The organism is Vineibacter terrae, assembly GCF_008039615.1.
In the GTDB taxonomy this organism is placed as follows: Bacteria; Pseudomonadota; Alphaproteobacteria; order Reyranellales; family Reyranellaceae; genus Vineibacter; species Vineibacter terrae.
This window is the reverse complement of sequence record NZ_VDUZ01000031.1, coordinates 24,394-46,188: the sequence shown is the minus strand read 5'-3', so window position 1 is coordinate 46,188 and position 21,795 is coordinate 24,394. Positions and strand designations below refer to the sequence as shown.

Sequence of the window (21,795 nt, the reverse complement as noted above, 5' to 3'; positions counted from 1 at the left end):
GCGGGGGCTGGTGCGCGCGCAGGAAGCTGCGCACCTGGCGCACCACCACGGGGATCATCTCCTTGGGCTCCTTCCAGGGGTAGAGGCTGACCTCCGATCTCGGCGCCAGCCGCACCGTCTCCATCGCCACCGCGAGCGGATGCGGCGGGATGTCGTCGGGCAGCACCAGCACGGGCACCTGGCAGCTGCGCACGAAGTCGCGCGTCACGGTGAACACGAAATCGGCGTTGGCGCGGTACATCCTCTCGAGGAAGGCGCTCACCATGTCCATCGTGATGTCGGGCCGGCGCGCGCACAGCGCCGGTCCCCAGTTGGCGATGTTGCTGTCATGGAACTGGTCGGGCAGCTCCGGCCGGAAGCCGCTGGGCTGCACCAGCACCGCCGCGGCCACGCGATCGGGCGCCCGCCTGATGAGGTTCCAGATGAACGGGCCGCCGATGCAGTAGCCCACCACCAGGAACCGCCTGGCGCCCAGGTGATCGATCAGGCCGATGGTGCTGCCGTCGGCCGGCATGATCAACGCAGGCTTTTGCGTACCCATTCGGCGCCGGCTTATGTCTTCCGCCGGCCGCCGGGCTGGCCTACGCTTCGGCACGGCTCCCGAGGCTGGCCGGGGCTGCCGAGCGCCAGCGCATCCCGGTACCGCGTCGACACAACAGGCCAGGCTTGGGAGGCGAGACATGAGCTACTACGAGCTGGGTGCCTATTCCCGCCCGATCACCACGACGTCCGCCGCGGCGCAGGCGTGGTTCGACCGCGGGCTGAACTGGGTGTTCGGCTTCAACCACGCCGAGGCAATCAAGTGCTTCGGCAACGCGCTGCAGCACGATCCGGGCTGCGCCATGGCGCAATGGGGCATCGCCTATGCGGCCGGCCCCAACTACAACCTGCCCTGGCACCTCTACGACCCGGCCGGCAAGGCCCAGGCGCTGGCCGTCGCCTACGACGCGATGCAGGCGGCGCTGTCGCTGGCCGGTGGCGCCAGCCCGGTCGAGCAGGCCCTGATCCGCGCCCTGCCCGCCCGCTATCCGCAGCGCGAGCCGATCGAGGACCAGTCCGGCTGGGACAAGGCCTACACCAGGCAGATGCGCCTTGTGTTCGGCGATTTCGGCGGCGACCTCGACGTCGCCTGCGTGCTGGCCGAGGCGATCATGAACGAGACGCCGTGGAAGATGTGGGACCTGTCGACCGGCGATGTCGCGCAGGACGCCGGCACGCGCGAGGCGGTCGCGCTGCTGGAAGGGCTGTTCGAGAAGGAGCCGGCGGCGTGGGACCATCCCGGCCTGCTGCACCTCTATGTCCACCTGATGGAGATGTCGCCGTTTCCGCAGCGCGCGCTGCGCGCCGGCGACCGGCTGCGCGAGCTGGTGCCCGATGCCGGCCACCTGATCCACATGCCGACCCATATCGACGTGCTGTGCGGCAACTACCGCGACGTGCTGGTCTATAACCAGAAGGCGATCGCCGTCGACCGCAAGTACCTGGCGCGCGAAGGGGCGATGAACGTCTATGCGCTCTACCGCACCCACAACCACCATTTCGCGATCTACGGCGCGATGTTCCTGGGCCAGTACGCGCCGGCGCTGCAGGCGGCGCAGGAGCTGATCGACACCACGCCGGAAGCCTTGATGCGCATCCCCTCGCCGCCGATGGCCGATTTCGTCGAGGGCTACATTCCGATGAAGCAGCATGTGCTGGTGCGCTTCGGCAAATGGCGCGAGATCATCGACCAGGAATTGCCCCGGGACCGCGACCTCTACTGCGCGACGACGGCGATGATGCTCTACGCCAAGGGGCTGGCGCATTCGGTCCTGGGCGAGATCGCGGCGGCGGAGCAGGCGCGCGCGGCGTTCCGCGAGGCGCGCGCCCGCGTGCCCGACACACGGCGCGTGCACAACAACACGGTCGTCGACCTGCTCGCCATCGCCGACGAGATGCTGACGGGCGAGCTCGAATACCGCCGCGGCAACATCGACATCGCCTTCGCCCATCTGCGCCGCTCGGTCGCGCTCGAGGATGCGCTGCCCTACGACGAGCCGTGGGGCTGGATGCAGCCGACGCGGCATGCGCTGGGCGCCCTGCTGCTGGAGCAGGGCCGGCTGGCCGAGGCCGAGGCGGTCTACCGCGCCGATCTCGGCTTCGACCACACGCTCAGCCGCGCCTGCCAGCACCCCGACAATGTCTGGAGCCTGCATGGCCTGCACGAGTGCCTGACGCGGCGCGGCGACACGGTGGAGGCGCCGCTGATCAAGGCGCGGCTCGACCTGGCGCAGGCCCGCGCCGACGTGCCGGTGCGCGCCTCGTGCCTGTGCCGGCGCGCGGCGGCGTGAGCCGGCGGCAGGACGGGACGGCGGCGGAACCTTGGGGAGACGATCATGGATGACGTGACCCGCAGGACATTGCTGCACGGTGCCGGCGCCTCGCTGGCGGCGGCCGGCTTCATCCAGGAGGCGATGGCGCGCGTAGCCGCCTTCGGGCCCGATGATCCCTACGACCTCGTCGTGCGCGGCGGCGAGGTGATCGATCCGAGCCAGAACCTGCGCGGGCGGCGCGACATCGGCATCCGCAACGCGATGATCGCCGCGGTCGAGCGCGAGATTGCGCCCCAGCGCGGCACGCAGACGCTGGACGCCGCCGGCCAGCTCGTGCTGCCCGGCCTGATCGATTTCCATGCGCATGTGCTGCATGGCGGCGGCATCGGCTTGTCGGGTGACGAGCTGGTGCCCTACACCGGCACCACGACCTATGTCAGCGCCGGCGATGCCGGCGTCGGCAGCTTCTCGGCCTTCAAGCGTGCAGTCATCGCGCAGTCGCGCACCCGCATCCTCGCCTTCCTGCACATCTCGTCGATCGGCCTGTCGGGCTTCCCGGTCGGCGAGATGCTCAACATCGACCACGCCCGGGTCGATGCCGCGGCCAAGATGCTGGCCGAGAACCCCGACGTGCTGCTGGGCATGAAGGTGCGCGAGACGCTCGATGTCGTCGGCCAGAACGGCCTGGAGCCGCTGAAGCGCGCGATCGCGGCGACCGAACGCTCAGGCGTCGAAGGCGCGCGGGTGATGTGCCACATCGGCAACGCGCCGGGCGACCTCTCGGCGCTGCTCGACCTGCTGCGGCCGGGCGACGTGCTGACGCACGCCTATAGCGGCGCCGGCAACAACACCGTGGTCAACGGACGCGTCCTGGACGCGGCGCTGGCCGCCAAGCGCCGCGGCGTGCTGATCGATGTCGGGCATGGCGGCGGCAGCTTCGACTACACGGTCTGCGAGGCGGCGCTGCAGCAGGGCTTCACCCCCGACATCATCAGCAGCGACGTGCACGCCGTCAGCGTGAACACGCCGGGCAAGCCGTTCCTGCCGTGGGTGATGAGCAAGTTCCTGAACCTCGGCGTGCCGCTGGAGCATGTCGTGGCCATGGCGACGATCAACCCCGCGACCGCGATCGGCCGCGTGCCCAGGCTCGGCACGCTGCAGGTCGGGGCGCCGGCCGACCTGTCCATCGTCGCGCTGGTGGAAGGCCCGGTGGACTTCGTCGACACCCGCCAGAACCAGCGCAAGGGCGAGCGCCACATCAAGCCGGTGCAGACGGTGAAGGCCGGACGGCCGTTCGGGCGACCGTATCCACAGCCGTTCGCATGGCCGTAGGCATGCGGCGTCTGCCGTCCCATCCCCGGTCGTCGCGGATACCGCGAAGCAGGACGCAACAACGCTGTCGCTGCTGAAATCTCTCGCTGGCAGCGAGATCACTCAACGACGATATCATAGTCAACACCTTCCCATCGGTCTTCGACAGGCCAATAGAGCGTGAAGACGATCGCGCTACCCCGCCTGAGGCTCGCTGTATCGAGGTCGACGAAGTGGATACCGAGGCCGCTATCTTTCGTCGGCGTATCCCGGATGGTTTGCCAGCGGTCCACGCTCCAGTGGACCGACGCCGCCGCAAGAAGCTCGACTCGCAGAACACGTCCTGCCGGCAAGCAGCGACACTTGTTGTTGAAACGCCAGATGGAGGGGAGAGGGCGTAGGTGTTGAGCCTGATAGCGCTCTTTCGGCTGCGGCGGCATGTCGAACACACGCCCGTCCGCCAGCGAGCGCAGGAGCTTGGCATGCTCCGCATGCGCCCAGGCCAACGGCATCGCCGAGCCAGAAGGCCTGCCATGGAAGAGTTCGCGCTCGGGGATGTCCGCCACGTCCCACACCTGCTCGGGGATGAGATGACCATCGCTGCCGAAACCTTCGAGCGCCGCAACCAATGCCTCGGTGCCGGCCCGGTTACCCGCCGCGAGCTCATAATGCGCCCGCTCGCCCGTGAGCAACGGCCAAGCGCGACCGATGCCAGTACCATCAAACGGCCGACCATCCTCGTGCTCGCCGTACCCGTCATTGTTATAACGATGCCAACACGGCCCCGCGGGCAAATCCACCTTCAGCAGGGCATCGACGACCCGCACGGTATTCAGAACGCGTGGATCGTCGGCGGCTCGCAGCCCGAAGCGCACGAGCGCGAGCGCATCGGGACTCACCACAAGCGACGTTCTCTCGCGGCTCGCTTCAGGCGGGCGGTTCTTGATGGGAACGAAGCCGCTCATGGGCGATGCGGCATCGGCAGTCTCCGGCGGAGTGATACGAACGTAGTAGCCTTCGACGCCCACTTGCCGGGCGAGCGGCGTATCGGTGGCATAGGTCCACTGCTCGATCAGACTGTTCCAGATATCGGCGGTCTCGCGAAGGTAGGTGATTGAACCCGGTGCAGCGATGCCATCGGCCAGTTCGGCTGCAGCCAGCAGCGCGGCGATCTCGACCGCGAGAGTGAAGGGCGAATAGCCGCCATCTTCTTCCCAACGATCCTGTCCAGTAACCGGTCCGTTTCTGACAATATATCCAGCGGCTCTCGCGATCATCGGCCACAGACCGGGCAGATCGGCTCCGGACAAGGCACCTTCGCGGAGTGCGAGATCGACGAGAAGAATGGGAAAAGCGCATTCGTCGAGCTGCACACCGTTCCAATAAGGCGTTCCGTCGAGCCAGCAATTCTGCGGCCAGTGGCCATCGGCTTCCTGAATGCCCTGGAGGTAATCGATGACCTGTCGTGCCTCTTTCTTCGCTCCCGCGGCCAAGAGCCCACCGGCGGTCTCGACGAGATCGCGCGGCCAGACGAGATGATAGCCGCCAAGATCATGGTCGCCCTTGGCGAAGCCCCAGGGAACGGACAAGCTGGCGATGTAGCCGCCGGCAAACGAGCGAGCCTCGTGCGTCCGCAGCACGGCTGTGCTCACCCGATATGCATTGTGTCCTTTCGAATGCCCGGCATGGTCGAGCGGCAGGAGCGTGTCCTGCCATGCGCGCCATCCAGCCACATATTCGCCGAGCGCCTCGTCAACATCCTTGTTGAGGCTGATGTGAACCCGAAGCGCGGCTTCTGCGGCCGTCCTGCCGAACCCCAATGCGAGAATGAAGCTGCCATCACACTCTGCCAGGTTCACTTCGCCGGTGAGCGCGACATTGCCGTTGCGCGCAACATCGTAGCGCCAGCGCAGCTCGAAATGTTGCCGCAGATCCTGCCAGCCGTCCGAGACTCCGACGAAGCCCGCCGAGCTCCCGGCAAAGGGAATCGAGCAGCCAAAGGCCAGCGTCGTTCCGTCGCCCTCGGCAAAGAGCATCGATACGCCCTTGTAATCGTCGATCCATGCCGTGTTGCCAGCGCCCTTGTTCACAAGATGTGGTGCAAGGAGCGCATAAAGCTTGTAGTCGCGGGCGGCGCCGGCGAGCGCCTCAAACGTCACGCGTTGAAGCACGACATCCCGGCGAGGATCAGCGAACACCAACTTTTCGATCTGGTAGCGCTTCTGATTGCATACGCTTGTGACGATGAAGGCCGGCACGCCCTCGGCGATCTGTCGAATTGTGCTGTTCGCATCACGCTTCTCTTCCGAGAAGAAGCTGTGCCCGTCGGTGACGATGAGGCCCAGATCCCGCGTGCACGCCTGATCAACTCGTGGATAGTAGATCTCGTTGAGGATACCGTGACTCAGGGTGAACCAGACCCGACTCTGCGGCTGCAGCGCCGTGCCGACGCCGCTTTTGGCGCTCGACGTCCACCGCGCCGGACTGCCAGGCCATCCCGGCGCGGGTTTCTCGAAGGACATGTTCATCCTCCCATCTGAAGGGCATCACATGGGACGGAAGGAGCAATCGGATATTCATCACGCGCCGGCGGCCGCTCGTCAAACCGAGGTGGCGCTCCGCCGAGGAGAGCGGCGTAAAGCTCCAAGTACCGTTGTGCCGATCGTTTCCAGCCGAAGTCCCGCAGCATGGCGCGACGTTGAAGACGCTTCCAGGCATCGCTGTCGTGATACCACGACGAAGCCCTTATCAGGCTGTCTTCCATATCATCGACCGTCGCCCGTGCAAACGCGAAGCCAGAGCCGAGATCATCGTCGGCATTCACTGTCCCCGCATCTTCGACTGTGTCCACGAGGCCTCCGACAGCGCGCGTGACGGGTAGCGCACCATATCGCATGGCGTACATCGTCGTCAGTCCGCAGGGCTCAAAGCGGGCCGGCGTGAGGGAAAGATCGCATCCGCCGACAATCCGATGCGCCAATGCCTCGGTATAGCCAAGCCGTACCGCAACGTTGTCGGGATGTGCCCGTGCGACGCTTTCGAAGCGCTCCTCGAAAGCGCGGTCGCCCTTGCCATGGACCACGATTTGCGCGCCGTTGGCGACGATTCGCGGCACGACGTCCAGCACGACGTCCGCCATCTTCTGATGGGTCAGCCGATTCACATAGCCTATGAGTGGTGCACCCACAGCCTGCGAGAGCCCCATCTCGTGGCGGAGACTCGCCTTGCAGTCGTCTTTTCCAGCGAGGTCGTCGTGGCTGTATGGGCATGGCAGCTCGGTGTCGTTTGCTGGATCCCAAACATCGTAGTCGACGCCGTTGAGGATACCGGTGAGGTCGGCGGCGCGGGCACGCAGCAGGCCATCGAGGCCGCAGCCATGCTCCGGCGTCAGGATCTCGCGCGCGTAGGTCGGGCTGACCGTTGTAAGTCGGTCGCTGTAGCGGATGGCGGCCTTGATGAAGGATATCTGATTGTAGAACTCGATTCCCTCCGGCGACAAAGCTTCGCTCGGCAGACCCAGATTGGAGAACGCCGTCAGCGGGAAGTTGCCCTGAAAGGCCAGGTTGTGAATGGTGAAGACGGTCTTCGGACGAATTTGGCCGCTGAAGTGCAGGAAAGCGGAGATCATCCCGGTGTGCCAGTCATTGGCGTGAACGATCTGCGGGCGCCAGCCGAGCGTGGTCCTTCCGAGCGCGACAAAGGCTGCTGCCCGGCAGAACGCGGCGAAGCGGTGATCATTGTCGGGCCAATCCTTGCGGTCGCTGTCCTGGTAGATGCCACCCTCACGCGCGAACAGCGCTGGTGCATCGAACAAGATGATCGGCACACCCGAATCCGGCAGACGACCCATGAGGAGCCTGCCGTCGGGCAACTCGCAGCCGCTCACGACATCCAGGCAGCCTGCGAGATCGAGCGCCTGCGAATAGCCGGGGAGCATGACACGGACGTCCGCTCCCAAACATGACAGGGCCGCGGGCAGAGCGCTCGAGACGTCGGCAAGGCCGCCGGTCTTGGCTAGCGGAAAGACTTCCGACGAGACGAACAGAATGCGCGGCGCTGAGCCGGCAATACGATGCCTATCATCCATCATCTCACTCCCATCCTTCGCCGATTCGTTGTTTCGAGCCGGTATCGCGCCAGAGCTCACGCTCACAGGCTAGAAGCTGGAGAACCGACCAGAACCGCCGGTCGCGATCGCGTCGCGCCCGGCCCGCAAACAGTCCGACTTTCCGCGAATGTCCGTAGGCCCCGATGCTCGATGCCCCCCCTCGCCGGGCGCGTCCAAATTGTTTGAAGTCGAGCTGAAGCCCCTCAAGCTGCGCACCGTCCGAGTCCGGACTGCTTGAGGTTGAAACAGCACTTTGGTGACCGTGATGGTCTTCACACCACCATCCGGGGCGGCGTACGTGATCGACTGCCCTTCGGAAAGGCCCAGTAGCGCAGCCCCCGGCGGCGTCAGCACGGAGATCGCATCCACGTACAAACCTCGCTCGCCCGGCAATGTCAGCGTGACGATGGTTGGCTCGTCGCTGTAGTCGTCAAGAAAAGCGACGCGCGTGTGAAGCGTCACGACGGTCTCATCGATCTCGTCGTCGGCGATGATTCTCGCCCGCTTCATTTCACCTGTCAGGAAGACGACAGCCTTCCAGGACCGGATGGACGCATGCTCGCGGAGCAAATTGTCGAGTCTGGCATGATCTCGCTCCGTCATGATGATTTCCGGCGCGATGTCCGCCGTTCGCACAGCTGCGTGGATCACATCTCCCCCCTTTCGAAGGACGCGTTGGACGAGTTGTACGGCAACAAATGTGCTGCGGTGCCGGACTCCTGCCGTCACTGACGTTCCGCACCAAGCTTCAATGAGACAGCAGCACCGGTATCGTCATCGCGGTCAGGATGGTGCGGGTGGTCCCGCCGAAGACCCATTCACGGAGCCGGCTGTGACCATAGGCACCCATGGCGATCATGTCGGCGTCACTCTCAGCCGCGGCCTGCAGGATTCCGGTACCAGTGTCCACTTCGGCCAGCATCGCGTGCCTGACCTCGATTCTGGTGCCGTGGGCCGCGAAGTATGCGGCGATATCGGCCACGCTGGCGTCGTGTCCCGTGATTCGGCCGGCAGTGAAGACTACAACCTGGTCGGCGCCCTTCAAGAAGGGCAGGACATCATGAGCCGCGCGCGCCGATTCACGGCTGCCGTTCCATGCCAGAAGGATCCGCTTTCCGCAGGATTCGAACCTCGCGCCGTTCGGCATGCATAGGACCGGCCGACCTGCAGTCAGCGCCACGGCGGCCACCAGTGACGCGTGTGTATCGACCGCGCCCTGGCCCATGACGATGACATCTGCGACGGCACCGATCCTGGGAAGCGTATTCTGCGCACCCCCGTCACAAGTGCGCCATTGCCAGGAGATACCTTCGCCTGCCAATCGGTCAGCGACCTTGGCTCGTACATCCGCGGCACGCTGCTGCTCAGCCCCGATCAGAGCTTGTATCGTCTCCACCGCCACGTACTCGGAGTAGAATGTGACGTCCAAGGGCGCCTGCAACGGAAAGGCGACTATCAGCTTCGCATCGTGCGCACGAGCGAGACCGGCGGCCAGCGTCACGCGATTCATCAACTGTTCGTCTGTGTCGGCATGAACCAACAACGTTCGCAAAGACATTCCAGCTGCCTCCTTCGTGCGGTCGATCTGGTCTTCGCCGTGGATCGCGGCCCGGAAAACCTGAGTTCCAGCGCACCAGCTGCCCCAACCATAAGCGGCTGAAAATCGAGCAATAGACTCGGAAACTACGGAGACCCGGCAACCAAGGTATCCTCTCTGCTGCGCAGAAGAACTATTGAGCCCTCCAGTATCGGCTATCGATGAAAGGTCAGCCGCTGCCGTCATCCCGAGCGCAGCGAGGGATCTCCCGCGAATGGCGCACCGTGCGTCCCGCGCAGGAGATCCCTCGCAGCGCTCGGGATGACGGACGTATCAGCGACCAGCGATTCCGGGCACTAGGTATTTTCCGAGGCTGCCCATCCCCGCCGCACACCAATATCCTCGTGCAATCGTTGGCAGGAGAACCAGGATGAACGCCTCAGACTATCATGGCACGCCAAGCACCGCCGCTGTCGGTGGCCATCCGATCCACCCCATGCTCGTGATGTTTCCAATCGCCTTCCTGGCAGGTGCGCTTGCGACAGACCTTGCCTTCTGGGGCACCGGCGACAACTTCTGGGCACGCGCTTCGGTGTGGCTGCTGGCAGCCGGCGTGATCATGGGAGTTCTCGCGGCAGTGGCCGGCTTGATCGAGTTCATTGCCATAAGCCGCGTCCGCTCACTGACAGCGGGCTGGGTCCATTTCCTGGGAAACGCGGCAGCGATACTGATCGCACTCGGGAACCTCCTGTATCGAACGGAAAGCGACCCCAGTGCCGCGGTCGTTCCGTTCGGAATCATTCTCTCGGCAGTGGTCGTTGCCCTATTTCTCGTTACGGGCTGGCTTGGCGGCGAGCTCGTCTTCCGACACCGCATCGGCATTATCGACAACAAGGGTGGTGGTTGACCGGGCGTCGGCATGCCGAAGGATCCATTTCCTCAGGTTGCTCTACGACATGTAGCTTGCCAAAGGCTGGAGTGAGCGGAAATGCCCGTAAAGCAGCAGCCGAAGCCGTCGGCGTCTCAAAAAGCGCCGAGGCGTTCCAGGCGGCCATCGACGACCTGATGCAATCGGGCTTCCATCGCGTCGAGTTAAGCCTGCTCGCCAGCGAGCGGAGCCGTCGAGGAGAAACTCGGCCACCAATATCGAAAGGCTCGGCAATCCGATGAAAAACCAAATCGCAGCATGCAATATCAAACTGAAACGGGCCTATAGCCCGCCTTCAGTGGAAGACGGCACGCGGATACTGATCGATCGGCTGTGGCCGCGCGCGGTGAGAAAATCCGATGTAGCCATCGATCATTGGATCAAAGACGTCTCCCCTAGCACGGCGTTGCGGAAGTGGTTCGGGCACGATCCTGCGCGCTGGCAGGAATTCTGCCGTCGCTATGCGGCTGAGATCCACGATCATCCCGATCGGCTTAGGGAACTGCGTGCCATGGCACGCAAAGGCCCGATCACGCTCGTATTTGCCGCGCATGACGAACTTCGCAACAACGCGGTCGTGCTGAGGAACGTCCTCCTGGAACGCTAGGCCGGCTTCCGCTCCCAGGGCATCATTCCATCTCGACGAACCGTCCTCTACACGAACCAACACAAGACATTCCGACAAGACGGCGGCCGTGTGTCAACGCAGTGTTTATCGACACAGCGAATAAGCTTCGAAGGAATGCGACTTGAGCACTGCAAAGGCAGAGGATGTCGGTCGCGCCAGAATGGATTGCACCGCTCTGCCGCAAGCAGTGATGGGATATGTCGTGCGGTTCACGGGCCGCCATCAGATCGTTCTGGCTCTGCTGTCGGTTTGCGTGTTCTTGCTCAGCACGATGCCACTCGAGCTGCAGCGGCGTATTGTGAACGACGCCATCAAGGCGGGCATGACGGAGACTGTCCTGTGGTCGGCGCTTGTATACGCCGGTGTCGCGCTTGGCGCACAAGTGCTGAAGCTCATTCTTAATCTGTACAGGGCTTGGCTCAGCGAACGCAGCATTCGAGCGTTGCGCCGCCGGATCTATTCCCTGAGCCCAAGCACCTCGCCAGAGCGGAACCCGCCTGCGACGACAGGTACACAGATATCGATGATCCTCGACGAAGCCGTTCCGATCGGGGGGTTCGTTGGAATCAGTGTATCGGAGCCGCTGCTGCAAGGTGGCATCATGGTGAGCGTGATCGGTTACATGGTGTATCTTGAAACCTATATGGCATTGCTCAGCCTCCTCTTCCTGGTCCCCCAGTTCGTTTTCGTTCCATTGATGCAACGCGCGATCAATCACCGGGCTGAGATGCGCATCAGGACGTTGCGCGAGGTCAGCAGCGCGATTGTCGCAGAGACGTCATTGCCAGCAATTGTCAAGGAAGAAGATGAAAGACGGATCGAGCATATTTTCACGCTCAATATGGGTATCTACAAGCTGAAGTATTCGATGCATCTGCTGATGCATGTCATGCATCACCTTGCAGTAGCCGCTGCATTGGGCGTTGGAGGATGGTTCGCGACGACGGGTCGAGTCGATGTCGGCACGGTAGTGGCGGTCGTTTCTGGACTCGGAAAGCTCAAAGATCCATGGGACGACATCGTCAACTGGTCACGAGAATTTTCGGCCGTCAGCGTAAAATATCGGCTGTTCGTCGAAGCCGCGAGACGGCTTGCAGCGGTGACGCCGATCGGAAAAACAACCTGAAGGCCGAAGCGAGCCCCAGGGACGAATCGATTGCAGGTGAAGTCACCTTCCGGTGGTGCCGCAACAGCGCTTACGGCTTGCCGCTATTCCAGCTAGCCAAACATCCGGACATGATCGCAGTATCAGAAAGCGAAGCGTGATAGAAGCATCACTTCTTTCTCCTCACTGAACAGGGCAGCGAGAGGACGATCATGGCGGGGGGACGACGTCGCGGAGGGAAGTCAAGCTCTGTGGTCGCGACGTCATCGGCGAGGTTTGCCGAGGGCAAGCTCACTTGCGCAACTGCAAGCCGCGTCGTCGATATCATCTCTCAGCCACTGGCCATACTGAACGATCAACTGCATGTCGTATTTTCGAATCTCGCTTTTTGTCATGCCTTTGCGATCTCACGCGATGAAATCATCGGTCGGCTCCTGACGACCATCGGCGACCATTGTCTCGACGTTGCCGGGGTTCGCGACTTTCTCAGTATGATCCAAGCGCACGGCACGGTCGTCGAGGACTGTGAAATCGAAGTCGAGATTCCCGCGCTAGGCAGCCGAGTGCTGCTGTTGAGCGGGCAGCAGATCCATAACGAGCCGACCACGCCGCGAGAAATACTGGTGATGATCGACGATGTCACCGAACGCAGACGAGCGGAAATGGCACTGATTGCCGCCAAGTGGCAGTCGGACCGCGCCAATCTCGGGAAATCACGCATCCTTTCTGCTACCAGCCATGATTTGCGGCAGCCGTTGCACACCCTCAACCTGATGCGGGCGGTTCTGGCCAAGAAGATCAAGGACGAGGAAGGTTTGAAGCTGATCACTCAGCTCAACAAGACGTCGGACGTCATGTTGGGCATGTTGAACGCTCTGCTCGAAATCAATCAGCTGGAAGCTGGCGTCATTGAACCACATGAGGTCGAGTTCCCGATCAACGACCTGCTCGAGCGGCTGAGGACCGAATTCACCTATCATGCGCAAGAGCGCGGCCTTCGCTGGCATGTGGTTCCCTGCCGACTGAGCGTTTGGAGCGATCCGCACCTGCTGGAACTGATGCTCCGCAATCTGCTGTCGAACGCGGTGAAATACACCGAACGTGGCAAGATCCTGCTTGGTTGTCGACGGCGCGGTGACAGGCTGCGCATCGAGGTCTGGGATACCGGCATCGGCATACCGGAAGGGCAGCTTCAGGCAATCTTCACGGAATTCCATCAAACCGGCAATCCTGCCCATGATGGCATCCTCGGCTTCGGCCTCGGTCTTCCCATCGTGCAGCGCCTGGGGCATTTGCTAGGGCATTCCGTCGATGTCCATTCCCGTCTGGGCAAGGGTTCTGTGTTCGCGATCGAAGCACCGCTTGGAGAAAGGCAGCAGGAAGCGCCAGGCACGCGTCATCGATGGGGCGCAACGCAGGACGCAGCTCACGAAGCCAAGGTGCGGACAGCCTCGCCATCGCGGGGTGCTCCGAAAGACAATGCGTCCCAGCCAACCATCTTCGTCGTTGATGACGAGGGTGCGCTGCGGGAGGCGATGCGCGAATTGCTGCAGGACGAGGGGTGGGCAGTCGAAGCGTACCCAAGCGGCATGGCATTCCTCGAGGCCTATCGTCCTGGCAAGGAAGGCTGTCTCGTCGTCGATGCCAGGATGCCAGGGATGAGTGGCCTGGAGCTGCTCGAACGACTCAGAATCAGGGGCGGTGGACCACCGGCCATCATGATTACCGGCCATGCCGACGTTCGGCTGGCAGTTCGAGCGATGAGAGCCGGCGCCATGGCTTTCCTCGAAAAGCCAATCCAGTACGATGATTTGGTCGTCAACATCGAGCGAGCACTGGAGTTGACGCGAAACTCAACCGCGCTCGCGTCGTTGCGCGAGACTGCTGCGAAGCGGATGGCAGGCCTGACCTCGCGCGAGCGGCAGGTTGTAGAAATGGTTGTCGAGGGCAATCCGAACAAGCAGATCGCCTACGTCCTGGGCATCAGCCAAAGGACCGTCGAGACCCACCGTGCCACCGCCATGAGGAAGGTCGGCGCGAAGACGCTTTCCGAACTGATCCACCTGACGATCGCCGGATCGCCGCAAGGCACGTGACGGCCCCCTATGCCGGCTGAAAGATTGCTTGCATGGCGAGGGGCAAACCGCGCATGGCCGACCTCGACGAGCTGCTGCCCCGGCTTGCGTCGATGAGCGGCCAGCTGCCTCGGTCGGCACCACCGCATCAGCCGCTGTGCAAGAGCCTCCCGCGGCCGACGGTGACGCAACACTGCTTTTATCTCCGTAGTTTCCGAGTCTGATATGCCTGGAGCGTCGTCAGTACTGTCGGGGTTGGCGGTGCTGACATGGCCCGCTGGCTGAGCGTGGATACGACATGCGTCGCTCAGGTGGAGGGTGAAATGACGATCAGAACGGCGGAAGCAGAGTGGAACGGGAATCTTGTCCGAGGTTTCGATCAGATGCATCTGGGGAGTGGAGCATGTAAGCGTTCCCAAGGCGCCTCGACCTGATCGCGGGAGCATTTCGAGGTGCCCCAAGTACCGGACTTGACCCAGCTGGAACAATCAGAGCAGCGTGCCCGTGTTGCACAACGGTTGGGCATCCTCGGAGAAATGACGGGAGGCATTGTCCACGATTTCAGGAATATCCTGGCGATCATCGGATCAAGCTTGGCGCTCGCCGAGAGACATTCAGGTGATCCGGAGAAGGTGCGTGCTTTCATTGGCAAGGCGCAGGAAGGAGTTCGCCGCGGCGCGAACTTGACCACCCAACTTCAGACCTTCGCGAGGGAGCAGGATCTTGGTGTGCGTGTGGAGAATCTCAATGAGTGCCTGAAGGATCTCGAGCTGTTCCTGAAATCCGGCGCAGGTCCGGAAATCCGCATCGTGCTCGAGCTCGCGACTGATACTCCCAAATGTCTCACTGATCGGGCGCAGTTCAATGCCGCGATTCTCAACCTTGTGATCAATGCGCGCGATGCCTTGCCGAAGGGGGGCATCATCGAGATCAGCACGCAGCGTTGGGCCGTGAATACCGTGACTGTCGATGCGCCCCTGCCCGGGATCTACGTCCGTGTTCAGGTCAAGGACAACGGGCAAGGCATGCTTCCGGAAGTAACCCGAAGGGTCTTCGATCCATTCTTCACGACCAAGGGGGAAGGAGGAACCGGTTTGGGCCTGCCGCAAGTGTCTGCTTTCATGCGGCTAATCAATGGCCACGTAAGCATCGCGAGCGAGTGGGGAGTCGGGACAACCGTAAGTCTCTTCTTCCCCTCGGGAGAAACAGACGGGCATGGTCCAGCGTCGAACTGAAAGCCGCTTCATATGTCCCGGGATTGGTTGTAGAGAAGCGTGCGTACCGCTTGCTGCGTCGACCATCAGAACCGGCTTACGGACTTCGTCCACGGCTTTCTTCGACCGGTGGGTGGACTGGGACTTCGCCACAGAAAATCTTGCGAGCGCGCAGTAGCGCGTCCTGGTGCTTCCGTCACCAGGACCGGTGCTCACACAAATGAATCTCGCCAGATTCGACTGCCAAGGAGGATCAGATGAGCGACGGACAAGAGCCACTCGGCGGCCCCGACCTTGCGAAGGGGATTGCCCTCAGCGAAATCGCCGATGGCGCGATGTTGCTGGGGCACACCCAAGGCAAACCGATCCTTCTCGCGCGGTGCGGCGACGAGTTGTTTGCAATCGGCGCCGTCTGCACGCACTACAGCGGCCCGCTTGCCGAGGGTCTTCTTGTGGGCGAAACAGTCCGGTGTCCTTGGCATCACGCCTGCTTCAGCCTTCGCACGGGCGCAGCTCTTCGTGCGCCGGCCCTCGATCCCGTCTCCTGCTGGCGCGTCGAGCAGCAGGACGGCGTGCTTCGTGTCAGGGAAAAGCTGGAGAGCGCAGCTCCACCAGCCCAGCCGACGGCTTCCGGCACGCCAGGCTCGATCATCATCCTGGGCGGCGGCGCGGCAGGCAACGCCGCCGCGGAGACTCTCCGCAACGAGGGTTACGCTGGTCGCATCACGATGCTCAGTGCCGACGAGTCAGGACCCTATGACCGGCCCAATCTGTCCAAAGACTATCTTGCCGGCAGCGCTGCCGAGGATTGGATTCCGCTCCGATCGCCGACCTTCTACAGAGACCGAGGCATCGACCTCAAGCTGGGCGCGCGCGTCGTGGCGATCGACGCCAGGAAGCGGCAGGTCGACCTCGCTGACGGGAGCCGGCATGAATATGACGCACTTCTGCTGGCCACGGGCGCCGATCCGGTGCGGCTCACGATTCCTGGCGCAGAGTGTCCCCATGTGCACTACCTCCGCAGCCTCGCCGATAGCCGCGCTCTTGTCGCCAAGGCCTCGGCCGCACGACGGGCGGTTGTTGTCGGCGCGAGCTTCATCGGCCTTGAAGTCGCGGCATCCCTGAGGGCGCGCAACATTGAGGTGCATGTGGTGGCGCCGGAAACACGTCCGATGGAGCGCATCATGGGCGCCGAGGTCGGCAACTTCATCTGCTCGCTCCATGAAGAGCATGGCGTCGTGTTCCATCTTGGCACAACGGTCACCTCGATCGATGAACGGAGTGTCACGCTCAAGAGTGGTGAGACCATCCAGGCCGACCTCGTCGTTGTCGGGATCGGCGTGCGGCCCGCCACCTCGCTGGCCGAACAGGCTGGCCTCGTCTCAGACCGCGGCATACTGGTGAACGAATATCTCGAGACGAGCGTGGCCGGCATCTTCGCTGCCGGCGATATCGCACGCTGGCCGGATCCGCTCACCGGCGAGAAAATCCGAGTCGAGCACTGGGTGGTCGCAGAACGCCAGGGACAGACCGCAGCCCGCAACATTCTCGGGCGGCGGGAGCGCTTCGACGCCGTGCCGTTCTTCTGGAGCCAGCACTACGACGTCACGATCTCCTACGTCGGCCACGCCGAGAAATGGGACAGGACGGACATCGACGGCGATATCACCACGCGGGACTGCATGGTGGTGTACTATCGCGGCGACAGAAAGCAGGCTGTCCTGACGATCCAACGCGATCTCGAGAGCCTTCGGGCCGAACTCGCTTTCGAGAAGACATCTGCTCCCTAGCACCTGGAATCGCTGGTCGCTGACACGCCTGTCATCCCGAGCGCAGCGCGGGATGACAGGCCCGCGCCGCAAGGTATGATGGCCCCGATGATCGACAATGCCCTGACCAGCCCCACCCTGCCGTCCGGGATACGGGCGCGCTTCGTGGACGGCATCAACGGCCTGCGCCTGCATGTGCTGGAGGCCGGCCACGAGACACTGGGCCGGCCCCTGGTGCTGCTGCTGCACGGCTTCCCGGAGCTGGCCTATAGCTGGCGCAGGGTGATGCTGCCGCTGGCCGCCGCCGGCTACCACGTCGTGGCTCCCGACCAGCGCGGCTATGGCCGCACCACCGGCTGGGACGGCGACTACGACGGCGACCTCGCCTCGTTCCGCATGCTCAACCTCGCGCGCGACGCGCTGGGCCTGGTGACGGCGCTGGGCCACCGCTCGGTAGCCGCCGTCGTCGGCCATGATTTCGGCTCGCCGGTCGCGGCGTGGTGCGCGCTGGTGCGGCCTGATGTCTTCCGGTCGGTCGTGCTGATGAGCGCGCCGTTCGCCGGGCCGCCCGCCCTGCCCTTCGACACGGCCGGCAAGCCGGGGCATCCCGATGCGGCGGCCGGCGATCGCATCCACGAGGCGCTCGCACAGCTGGCGCGGCCGCGCAAGCACTACCAGCGGTACTACGGCACGCGCGCGGCCAACCGCGACATGCTCGACTGCAGTCAGGGGCTGCACGCGTTCCTGCGCGCCTACTACCACTACAAGAGCGCCGACTGGAAGGAGAACCGGCCCGAGCCGCTGAAGGCCTGGACCGCGCCGGAGCTGGCGCGCCTGCCGACCTACTACGTCATGGACCTAGACCAGGACATGGCGCAGACCGTGGCGCCGCACATGCCGTCGCAGGACGCTATCGCCGCCTGCCGCTGGCTGCCCGAGGACGAGCTGCGCGTGTACAGCGGCGAGTACGCCCGCACCGGCTTCCAGGGCGGCTTGCAGTGGTATCGCTGCGCCACCGACCCGCGCTTCGCCGCCGAGCTGCAGCTCTTCGACGGCCGCACCATCGACGTGCCGTCGTGCTTCATCGCCGGCAAGAGCGACTGGGGCATCCACCAGCGCCCGGGCTCGATCGAGCGCATGCAGTCAGCGGCCTGCACCCGCATGCTGGGCTGCCACCTCATCGACGGCGCCGGCCACTGGGTGCAGCAGGAGCAGGCCGAACGCGTGAGCGCGCTGCTCCTGGCGTTCCTGCGCGATGCGTCCGGGGGAAAGGGTTGACAGCCCCCGTCGCGATCGCCGACACAGGCACCATGCACGCGATCGACATCCACATTGTCGCCCGAGTGGCGCGCATCCCAACAGGCGGGATGCAGGGCCATCGCGTTCGCTGACGACCAGCGCATCGGATCACGGACCCCAGCAGCCCCGCCGGAACGGACGGGGCTTGTTTGCGTGCGGCATGTGCCCCGCCCATCGGCAGACGATGGAGCAAGACATGGCACAGAACATCTACGATCAACCTGACTTCTTCGCCGGCTACAGCCGGCTGGGCCGCTCGGTGCACGGGCTGGCCGGCGCCGCCGAATGGCCGGCCATCCGCGCGCTGCTGCCGGACCTGGCGGGCAAGCGCATCGTCGACCTCGGCTGCGGCTTCGGCTGGTTCGCGCGCTGGGCCCGCGCGCACGGCGCCGCTACCGTGCTGGGCCTCGACCTGTCGCAGAACATGATCGCCCGTGCCCGGGCCGACACCGACGACGCGGCCATCACCTACCGCATCGCCGACCTGGAGCGGCTCGAGCTGCCGGCGGCGTCGTTCGACCTCGCCTACAGCTCGCTGGTGTTCCACTACCTCGAGGATTTCGGCCGGCTGGCGCGCACGGTCCACCGCGCGCTGGTGCCCGGGGCACCGTTCGTCTTCACCATCGAGCATCCGATCTACATGGCGCCCACCCGTCCGGGCTGGGCGATCGATGCGTCCGGCCGCAAGACCTGGCCGGTCGACCGCTATGCCGTCGAGGGCCCGCGTACGACGGACTGGCTCGCCGAGGGTGTGGTCAAGCAGCACCGCCGGCTGGGCACGACGCTGAACACGCTGATCGGGTCCGGCTTCGCGATCCGGCATGTCGAGGAATGGGCCCCGACCGACGATCAGGTGCGGCAGACGCCCGCCCTGGCCGAGGAGATGGAGCGGCCGATGATCCTGATCGTGTCGGCGCAGCGCTGAGAGTTTGCGATCTCATCCTTCCCCCGGAGGGGCAGGGCGATCGCATATGAGCGGGAGCGTCGGCTTTCGACTACCTTCCCCCGCTTGCGGGGGAAGGTGCCCGAAGGGCGGATGGGGGGTGGCGCAACAGCGCGGGTGCTCGATGGGATGCACCATTTGCGTTGAAGCATCCCCCATCCGGCGCTTCGCGCCACCTTCCCCCGCAAGCGGGGGAAGGTAGAAAACGTCGCCTATCTTCGGCAGCCCACGCCATATGCGATCGCCTTCCCCCGGAGGGCGATCGCATATGGGAGCACCGGTGCGGTCTCCTCGCCCCGCTGCCGCAGGGCGAGGGGGAACGGGGGAAGGATAAAGGCGCTCTGAGCGTGGCGTCAGCGCCGGCGGGGGCGGCGGCGGTCGGGGCGCGGGCGGCGCGGGGCCAGGGCGCGGTACTTCCTCAGCAGCAGGCGCATCGGCGCAGCCAGCGTCTCGGCCAGCTCGGGCCGCGCCTCGAGCCGGGCCAGCGCCTGCGCCGCCGCCTCCAGGGTCGAGACGCTGTCGCGGCGCGGCTCGCGGCGCAAATTGCCATAGAGCGAGGCTGCCTGGGGATTGAGCACCAGCCGGCGGCATTTCAGCAGCCAGGGATTGCGCCACCACAGGGCCTTGGCCTGCGACCAGTTGCCGTCGAGCAGGATCAGGCCCGAGATGCCGGCGCGGGCCTGATCCTGGTCCGACAGCGGCATGCCGTCGCGGTCGACCACGACCAGCGGACCCAGCTCGGGCGCCGGCGCCTGCCTGGCGGTGCCGAGATAGAGCGCCGCCCAGCGCCGCGGATCGGCCTCGCGGCCCAGCGCCTTGGCCAGGTTGGGCCAGGACAGGCCGGTGCGCAGGGTGGCGCGCGCCAGCTGGCGGCACAGCAGTCCTGCCGTTCCCAAATCCTTGTCCTGCTCCTGCGGGTGACGCAGCACCAGCACCTCGATGGCGTTCTCGACCCGCGCCAGCGCCGGGCAGACGCACAGGGGCATGGGCTTGCCGCAGCCGGGGCAATCGGCGGCATCGGTGGGCGCTATCTCGGTCATGGCCTCGCATAGCGGCTTGCGCGCCACAGGGCGAGCCCCCAAAGGCCGCAGGCGCGGGGCGTCCGGCGTTCCAGGGCAGGCCGCACGGCAGCCATGTGCCGGCGGCGGGCACGAGGCCGCTTGAACTCGCGGCGCGCCTGTTGGACAAAGCCGGCACTGATGAGCGGAGGTGATATGGCGAAGGTGGTCGTGAAGTCGGAAATCGCCGGCAAGGTGTGGAAAATCGAGTCGAAAGTGGGGGACCAGATCGACGAGGAGGGTCAGATCATGATCCTGGAGTCGATGAAGATGGAGATCCCGGTGCTGGCGCCGCGCGGCGGCACGCTGAAGGAAATCCTGGTCGCCGAGGGCGAATCCGTGGCCGAGGGCCAGACCGTCGCCACGCTCGAGGCGTGAGGCCGGCCCCGCTGCCGCGCCCGGTCCAAGGTAGCTGACATTACCATCTCCCCACACAAGGCATCCGAGCCCAGCCCTCGGTCGGTGCGCGGCCTGGTCGGGCGATACCTCGACCTGACGCGCATCGTCCGCGCCCTGCCCGGCGTGGCGCTGGCCAGCGCCATCGGCGTGGCGGCGTTCATGATGGACCGGCTGGGCTGGACCCGGATCGGGAGCTGGTGGGTGCCGCCGCTGATCGTGGCGCTGTTCGTGGGCATGGCGCTGCGGCCGGTGGCCATCGCGCCCCTGTTCGCGCCCGGCGTCGACTTCTCCGGCCGCACCCTGCTGCGCGTCGGGGTCGCGCTGCTGGGCGCGCGGCTGACGTTCGGCGACATGGTGTCCGGCGGCTTCGCGCCCGTGGTGGTGGCGGCGCTGGCGGTGTTCGGCACCATCGCGTTCGGCGCGATGGCGGCACGCTGGTTCGGCCTGCCGCGCGACCTCGGCCTGCTGACGGGCTGCTCGGTGGGCGTCTGCGGCGCCGCCGCGGCGATGGCCGCCGGCGCCGCCCTGCCCCGCCACCCCTCGAGCGACCGCGACATCGCCTTCACCGTGATGGGCGTCAACGCCATCAGCACGCTGGCGATGGTGGCCTATCCCTATCTGCAGGGCGCCCTGCACTACTCGTCGTTCGAGATGAGCATGTTCCTCGGCGGCGCCATCCACGACGTGGCGCAGGTCGCCGGCGCCGGTCAGATGATGGGCGACGCGAAGATCCTGGCCGACGCGGTGATGACCAAGCTGCTGCGCGTGGCCATGCTGCTGCCGGCGGTGCTGTTCATCGTCTGGTGGGTGACGCGCGGCGGCGAGGCAGCCGGCGCGGCCCGGCCGCGGCCCCCGTTCTTCCTGTTCGGCTTCCTGACCCTGGCGGCGCTGAACTCGCTGGGCCTGTTCTCACCGGCCGTGCAGCAGGCGTTCAGCATGGCGTCCGGCATCCTGATCACCGTCGCCATCGCGGCGCTGGGCATCAAGACGTCGCTGGCCGCGCTGGCCGCCATCGGCCCGCGCCCGGTGGCGCTGCTGTTCGTGCAGACCGCGTTCGTGGCGCTGGTGGTGGTCCTGACGATCTACGCGTCGCGCTGGTTCTGACCCGG

General features: G+C 64.8%; 18 protein-coding genes and 1 pseudogene. 13 read left to right on the top strand and 6 right to left on the bottom strand.

Annotation, left to right across the window (positions count from 1 at the left end; translation table 11 throughout):
* The first annotated feature begins 149 nt into the window (after nucleotides 1-149).
* Nucleotides 150-446, top strand: a complete 297-nt coding sequence (locus tag FHP25_RS24400) for a hypothetical protein (protein WP_147849583.1) — start codon at nucleotides 150-152, stop codon at nucleotides 444-446.
* On the opposite strand, the pseudogene FHP25_RS42665 reads toward FHP25_RS24400, so the two are convergent.
* A pseudogene (locus tag FHP25_RS42665) lies at nucleotides 401-514 on the bottom strand (hypothetical protein); the annotation flags it as partial. The gene FHP25_RS24400 and the pseudogene FHP25_RS42665 overlap by 46 nt on opposite strands.
* A gap of 166 nt (nucleotides 515-680) precedes the next feature.
* Here FHP25_RS42665 and FHP25_RS24395 point away from each other — a divergent pair.
* Together FHP25_RS24395 and FHP25_RS24390 are read left to right on the top strand one after the other, a co-directional pair.
* Nucleotides 681-2,330: a hypothetical protein gene (locus FHP25_RS24395; RefSeq protein ID WP_147849582.1), complete on the top strand. Its 1,650-nt coding sequence runs from the start codon at nucleotides 681-683 to the stop codon at nucleotides 2,328-2,330.
* Between the two features lie 45 nt (nucleotides 2,331-2,375).
* Nucleotides 2,376-3,644, top strand: a complete 1,269-nt coding sequence (locus tag FHP25_RS24390) for an amidohydrolase family protein (RefSeq protein ID WP_147849581.1) — start codon at nucleotides 2,376-2,378, stop codon at nucleotides 3,642-3,644.
* Nucleotides 3,645-3,742: 98 nt separating this feature from the next.
* Here the strand turns inward: FHP25_RS24390 and FHP25_RS24385 are convergent, their stop codons facing one another.
* From FHP25_RS24385 to FHP25_RS24370, 4 genes are all read right to left on the bottom strand, one after another.
* Complete coding sequence (locus FHP25_RS24385) at nucleotides 3,743-6,145, bottom strand: glucan 1,4-alpha-glucosidase (protein ID WP_147849580.1); 2,403 nt, start codon at nucleotides 6,143-6,145, stop codon at nucleotides 3,743-3,745.
* 2 nt (nucleotides 6,146-6,147) lie between these two features.
* Complete coding sequence (gene glgA / locus FHP25_RS24380; protein ID WP_231712459.1) at nucleotides 6,148-7,713, bottom strand: glycogen synthase GlgA; 1,566 nt, start codon at nucleotides 7,711-7,713, stop codon at nucleotides 6,148-6,150.
* Nucleotides 7,714-7,779: 66 nt separating this feature from the next.
* On the bottom strand, nucleotides 7,780-8,382 hold the full coding sequence (locus tag FHP25_RS24375) for a GreA/GreB family elongation factor (RefSeq protein WP_147849579.1): 603 nt from the start codon (nucleotides 8,380-8,382) through the stop codon (nucleotides 7,780-7,782).
* A gap of 97 nt (nucleotides 8,383-8,479) precedes the next feature.
* The gene (locus tag FHP25_RS24370; RefSeq protein ID WP_178133751.1) at nucleotides 8,480-9,289 is read right to left on the bottom strand and encodes a universal stress protein; all 810 of its coding nucleotides are present in this window, start codon (nucleotides 9,287-9,289) and stop codon (nucleotides 8,480-8,482) included.
* 409 nt (nucleotides 9,290-9,698) lie between these two features.
* On the opposite strand from FHP25_RS24370, the gene FHP25_RS24365 reads away from it, so the two are divergent.
* The 8 genes from FHP25_RS24365 (at nucleotide 9,699) to FHP25_RS24330 (ending at nucleotide 19,211) form a co-directional block, all read left to right on the top strand.
* Nucleotides 9,699-10,175 carry a DUF2231 domain-containing protein gene (locus FHP25_RS24365; RefSeq protein ID WP_147849577.1) on the top strand — a complete coding sequence of 159 codons (477 nt, stop codon included), beginning with the start codon at nucleotides 9,699-9,701 and terminating at the stop codon, nucleotides 10,173-10,175.
* 259 nt (nucleotides 10,176-10,434) lie between these two features.
* A complete protein-coding gene (locus tag FHP25_RS24360) occupies nucleotides 10,435-10,803 on the top strand; it encodes a DUF488 domain-containing protein (protein ID WP_147849576.1) in 369 nt (122 codons plus the stop codon).
* A 142-nt stretch (nucleotides 10,804-10,945) separates the two neighbouring features.
* A complete protein-coding gene (locus FHP25_RS24355; RefSeq protein ID WP_147849575.1) occupies nucleotides 10,946-11,950 on the top strand; it encodes an ABC transporter transmembrane domain-containing protein in 1,005 nt (334 codons plus the stop codon).
* A gap of 230 nt (nucleotides 11,951-12,180) precedes the next feature.
* Nucleotides 12,181-14,025 carry a response regulator gene (locus FHP25_RS24350; RefSeq protein ID WP_178133750.1) on the top strand — a complete coding sequence of 615 codons (1,845 nt, stop codon included), beginning with the start codon at nucleotides 12,181-12,183 and terminating at the stop codon, nucleotides 14,023-14,025.
* A 449-nt stretch (nucleotides 14,026-14,474) separates the two neighbouring features.
* Entirely contained in the window at nucleotides 14,475-15,239 is a 765-nt protein-coding gene (locus FHP25_RS24345; protein WP_147849573.1) for an ATP-binding protein, read from the top strand.
* A gap of 236 nt (nucleotides 15,240-15,475) precedes the next feature.
* Nucleotides 15,476-17,008, top strand: coding sequence for an FAD-dependent oxidoreductase (locus tag FHP25_RS24340; protein WP_147849572.1), 1,533 nt, complete (start codon nucleotides 15,476-15,478; stop codon nucleotides 17,006-17,008).
* Between the two features lie 87 nt (nucleotides 17,009-17,095).
* On the top strand, nucleotides 17,096-18,265 hold the full coding sequence (locus FHP25_RS24335; RefSeq protein WP_147849571.1) for an alpha/beta fold hydrolase: 1,170 nt from the start codon (nucleotides 17,096-17,098) through the stop codon (nucleotides 18,263-18,265).
* Nucleotides 18,266-18,482: 217 nt separating this feature from the next.
* Nucleotides 18,483-19,211 (top strand): class I SAM-dependent methyltransferase, encoded by a 729-nt coding sequence (locus FHP25_RS24330; protein ID WP_147849570.1) that lies wholly within the window; start codon nucleotides 18,483-18,485, stop codon nucleotides 19,209-19,211.
* A 371-nt stretch (nucleotides 19,212-19,582) separates the two neighbouring features.
* Here the strand turns inward: FHP25_RS24330 and FHP25_RS24325 are convergent, their stop codons facing one another.
* Nucleotides 19,583-20,269, bottom strand: coding sequence for a tRNA-uridine aminocarboxypropyltransferase (locus tag FHP25_RS24325; RefSeq protein ID WP_147849569.1), 687 nt, complete (start codon nucleotides 20,267-20,269; stop codon nucleotides 19,583-19,585).
* 174 nt (nucleotides 20,270-20,443) lie between these two features.
* Between FHP25_RS24325 and FHP25_RS24320 the strand changes: the two genes are divergently transcribed.
* Nucleotides 20,444-20,665 carry an acetyl-CoA carboxylase biotin carboxyl carrier protein subunit gene (locus FHP25_RS24320; protein ID WP_147849643.1) on the top strand — a complete coding sequence of 74 codons (222 nt, stop codon included), beginning with the start codon at nucleotides 20,444-20,446 and terminating at the stop codon, nucleotides 20,663-20,665.
* A gap of 84 nt (nucleotides 20,666-20,749) precedes the next feature.
* Nucleotides 20,750-21,790 (top strand): YeiH family protein, encoded by a 1,041-nt coding sequence (locus FHP25_RS24315; protein ID WP_147849568.1) that lies wholly within the window; start codon nucleotides 20,750-20,752, stop codon nucleotides 21,788-21,790.
* The last annotated feature ends 5 nt before the right edge of the window (nucleotides 21,791-21,795 follow it).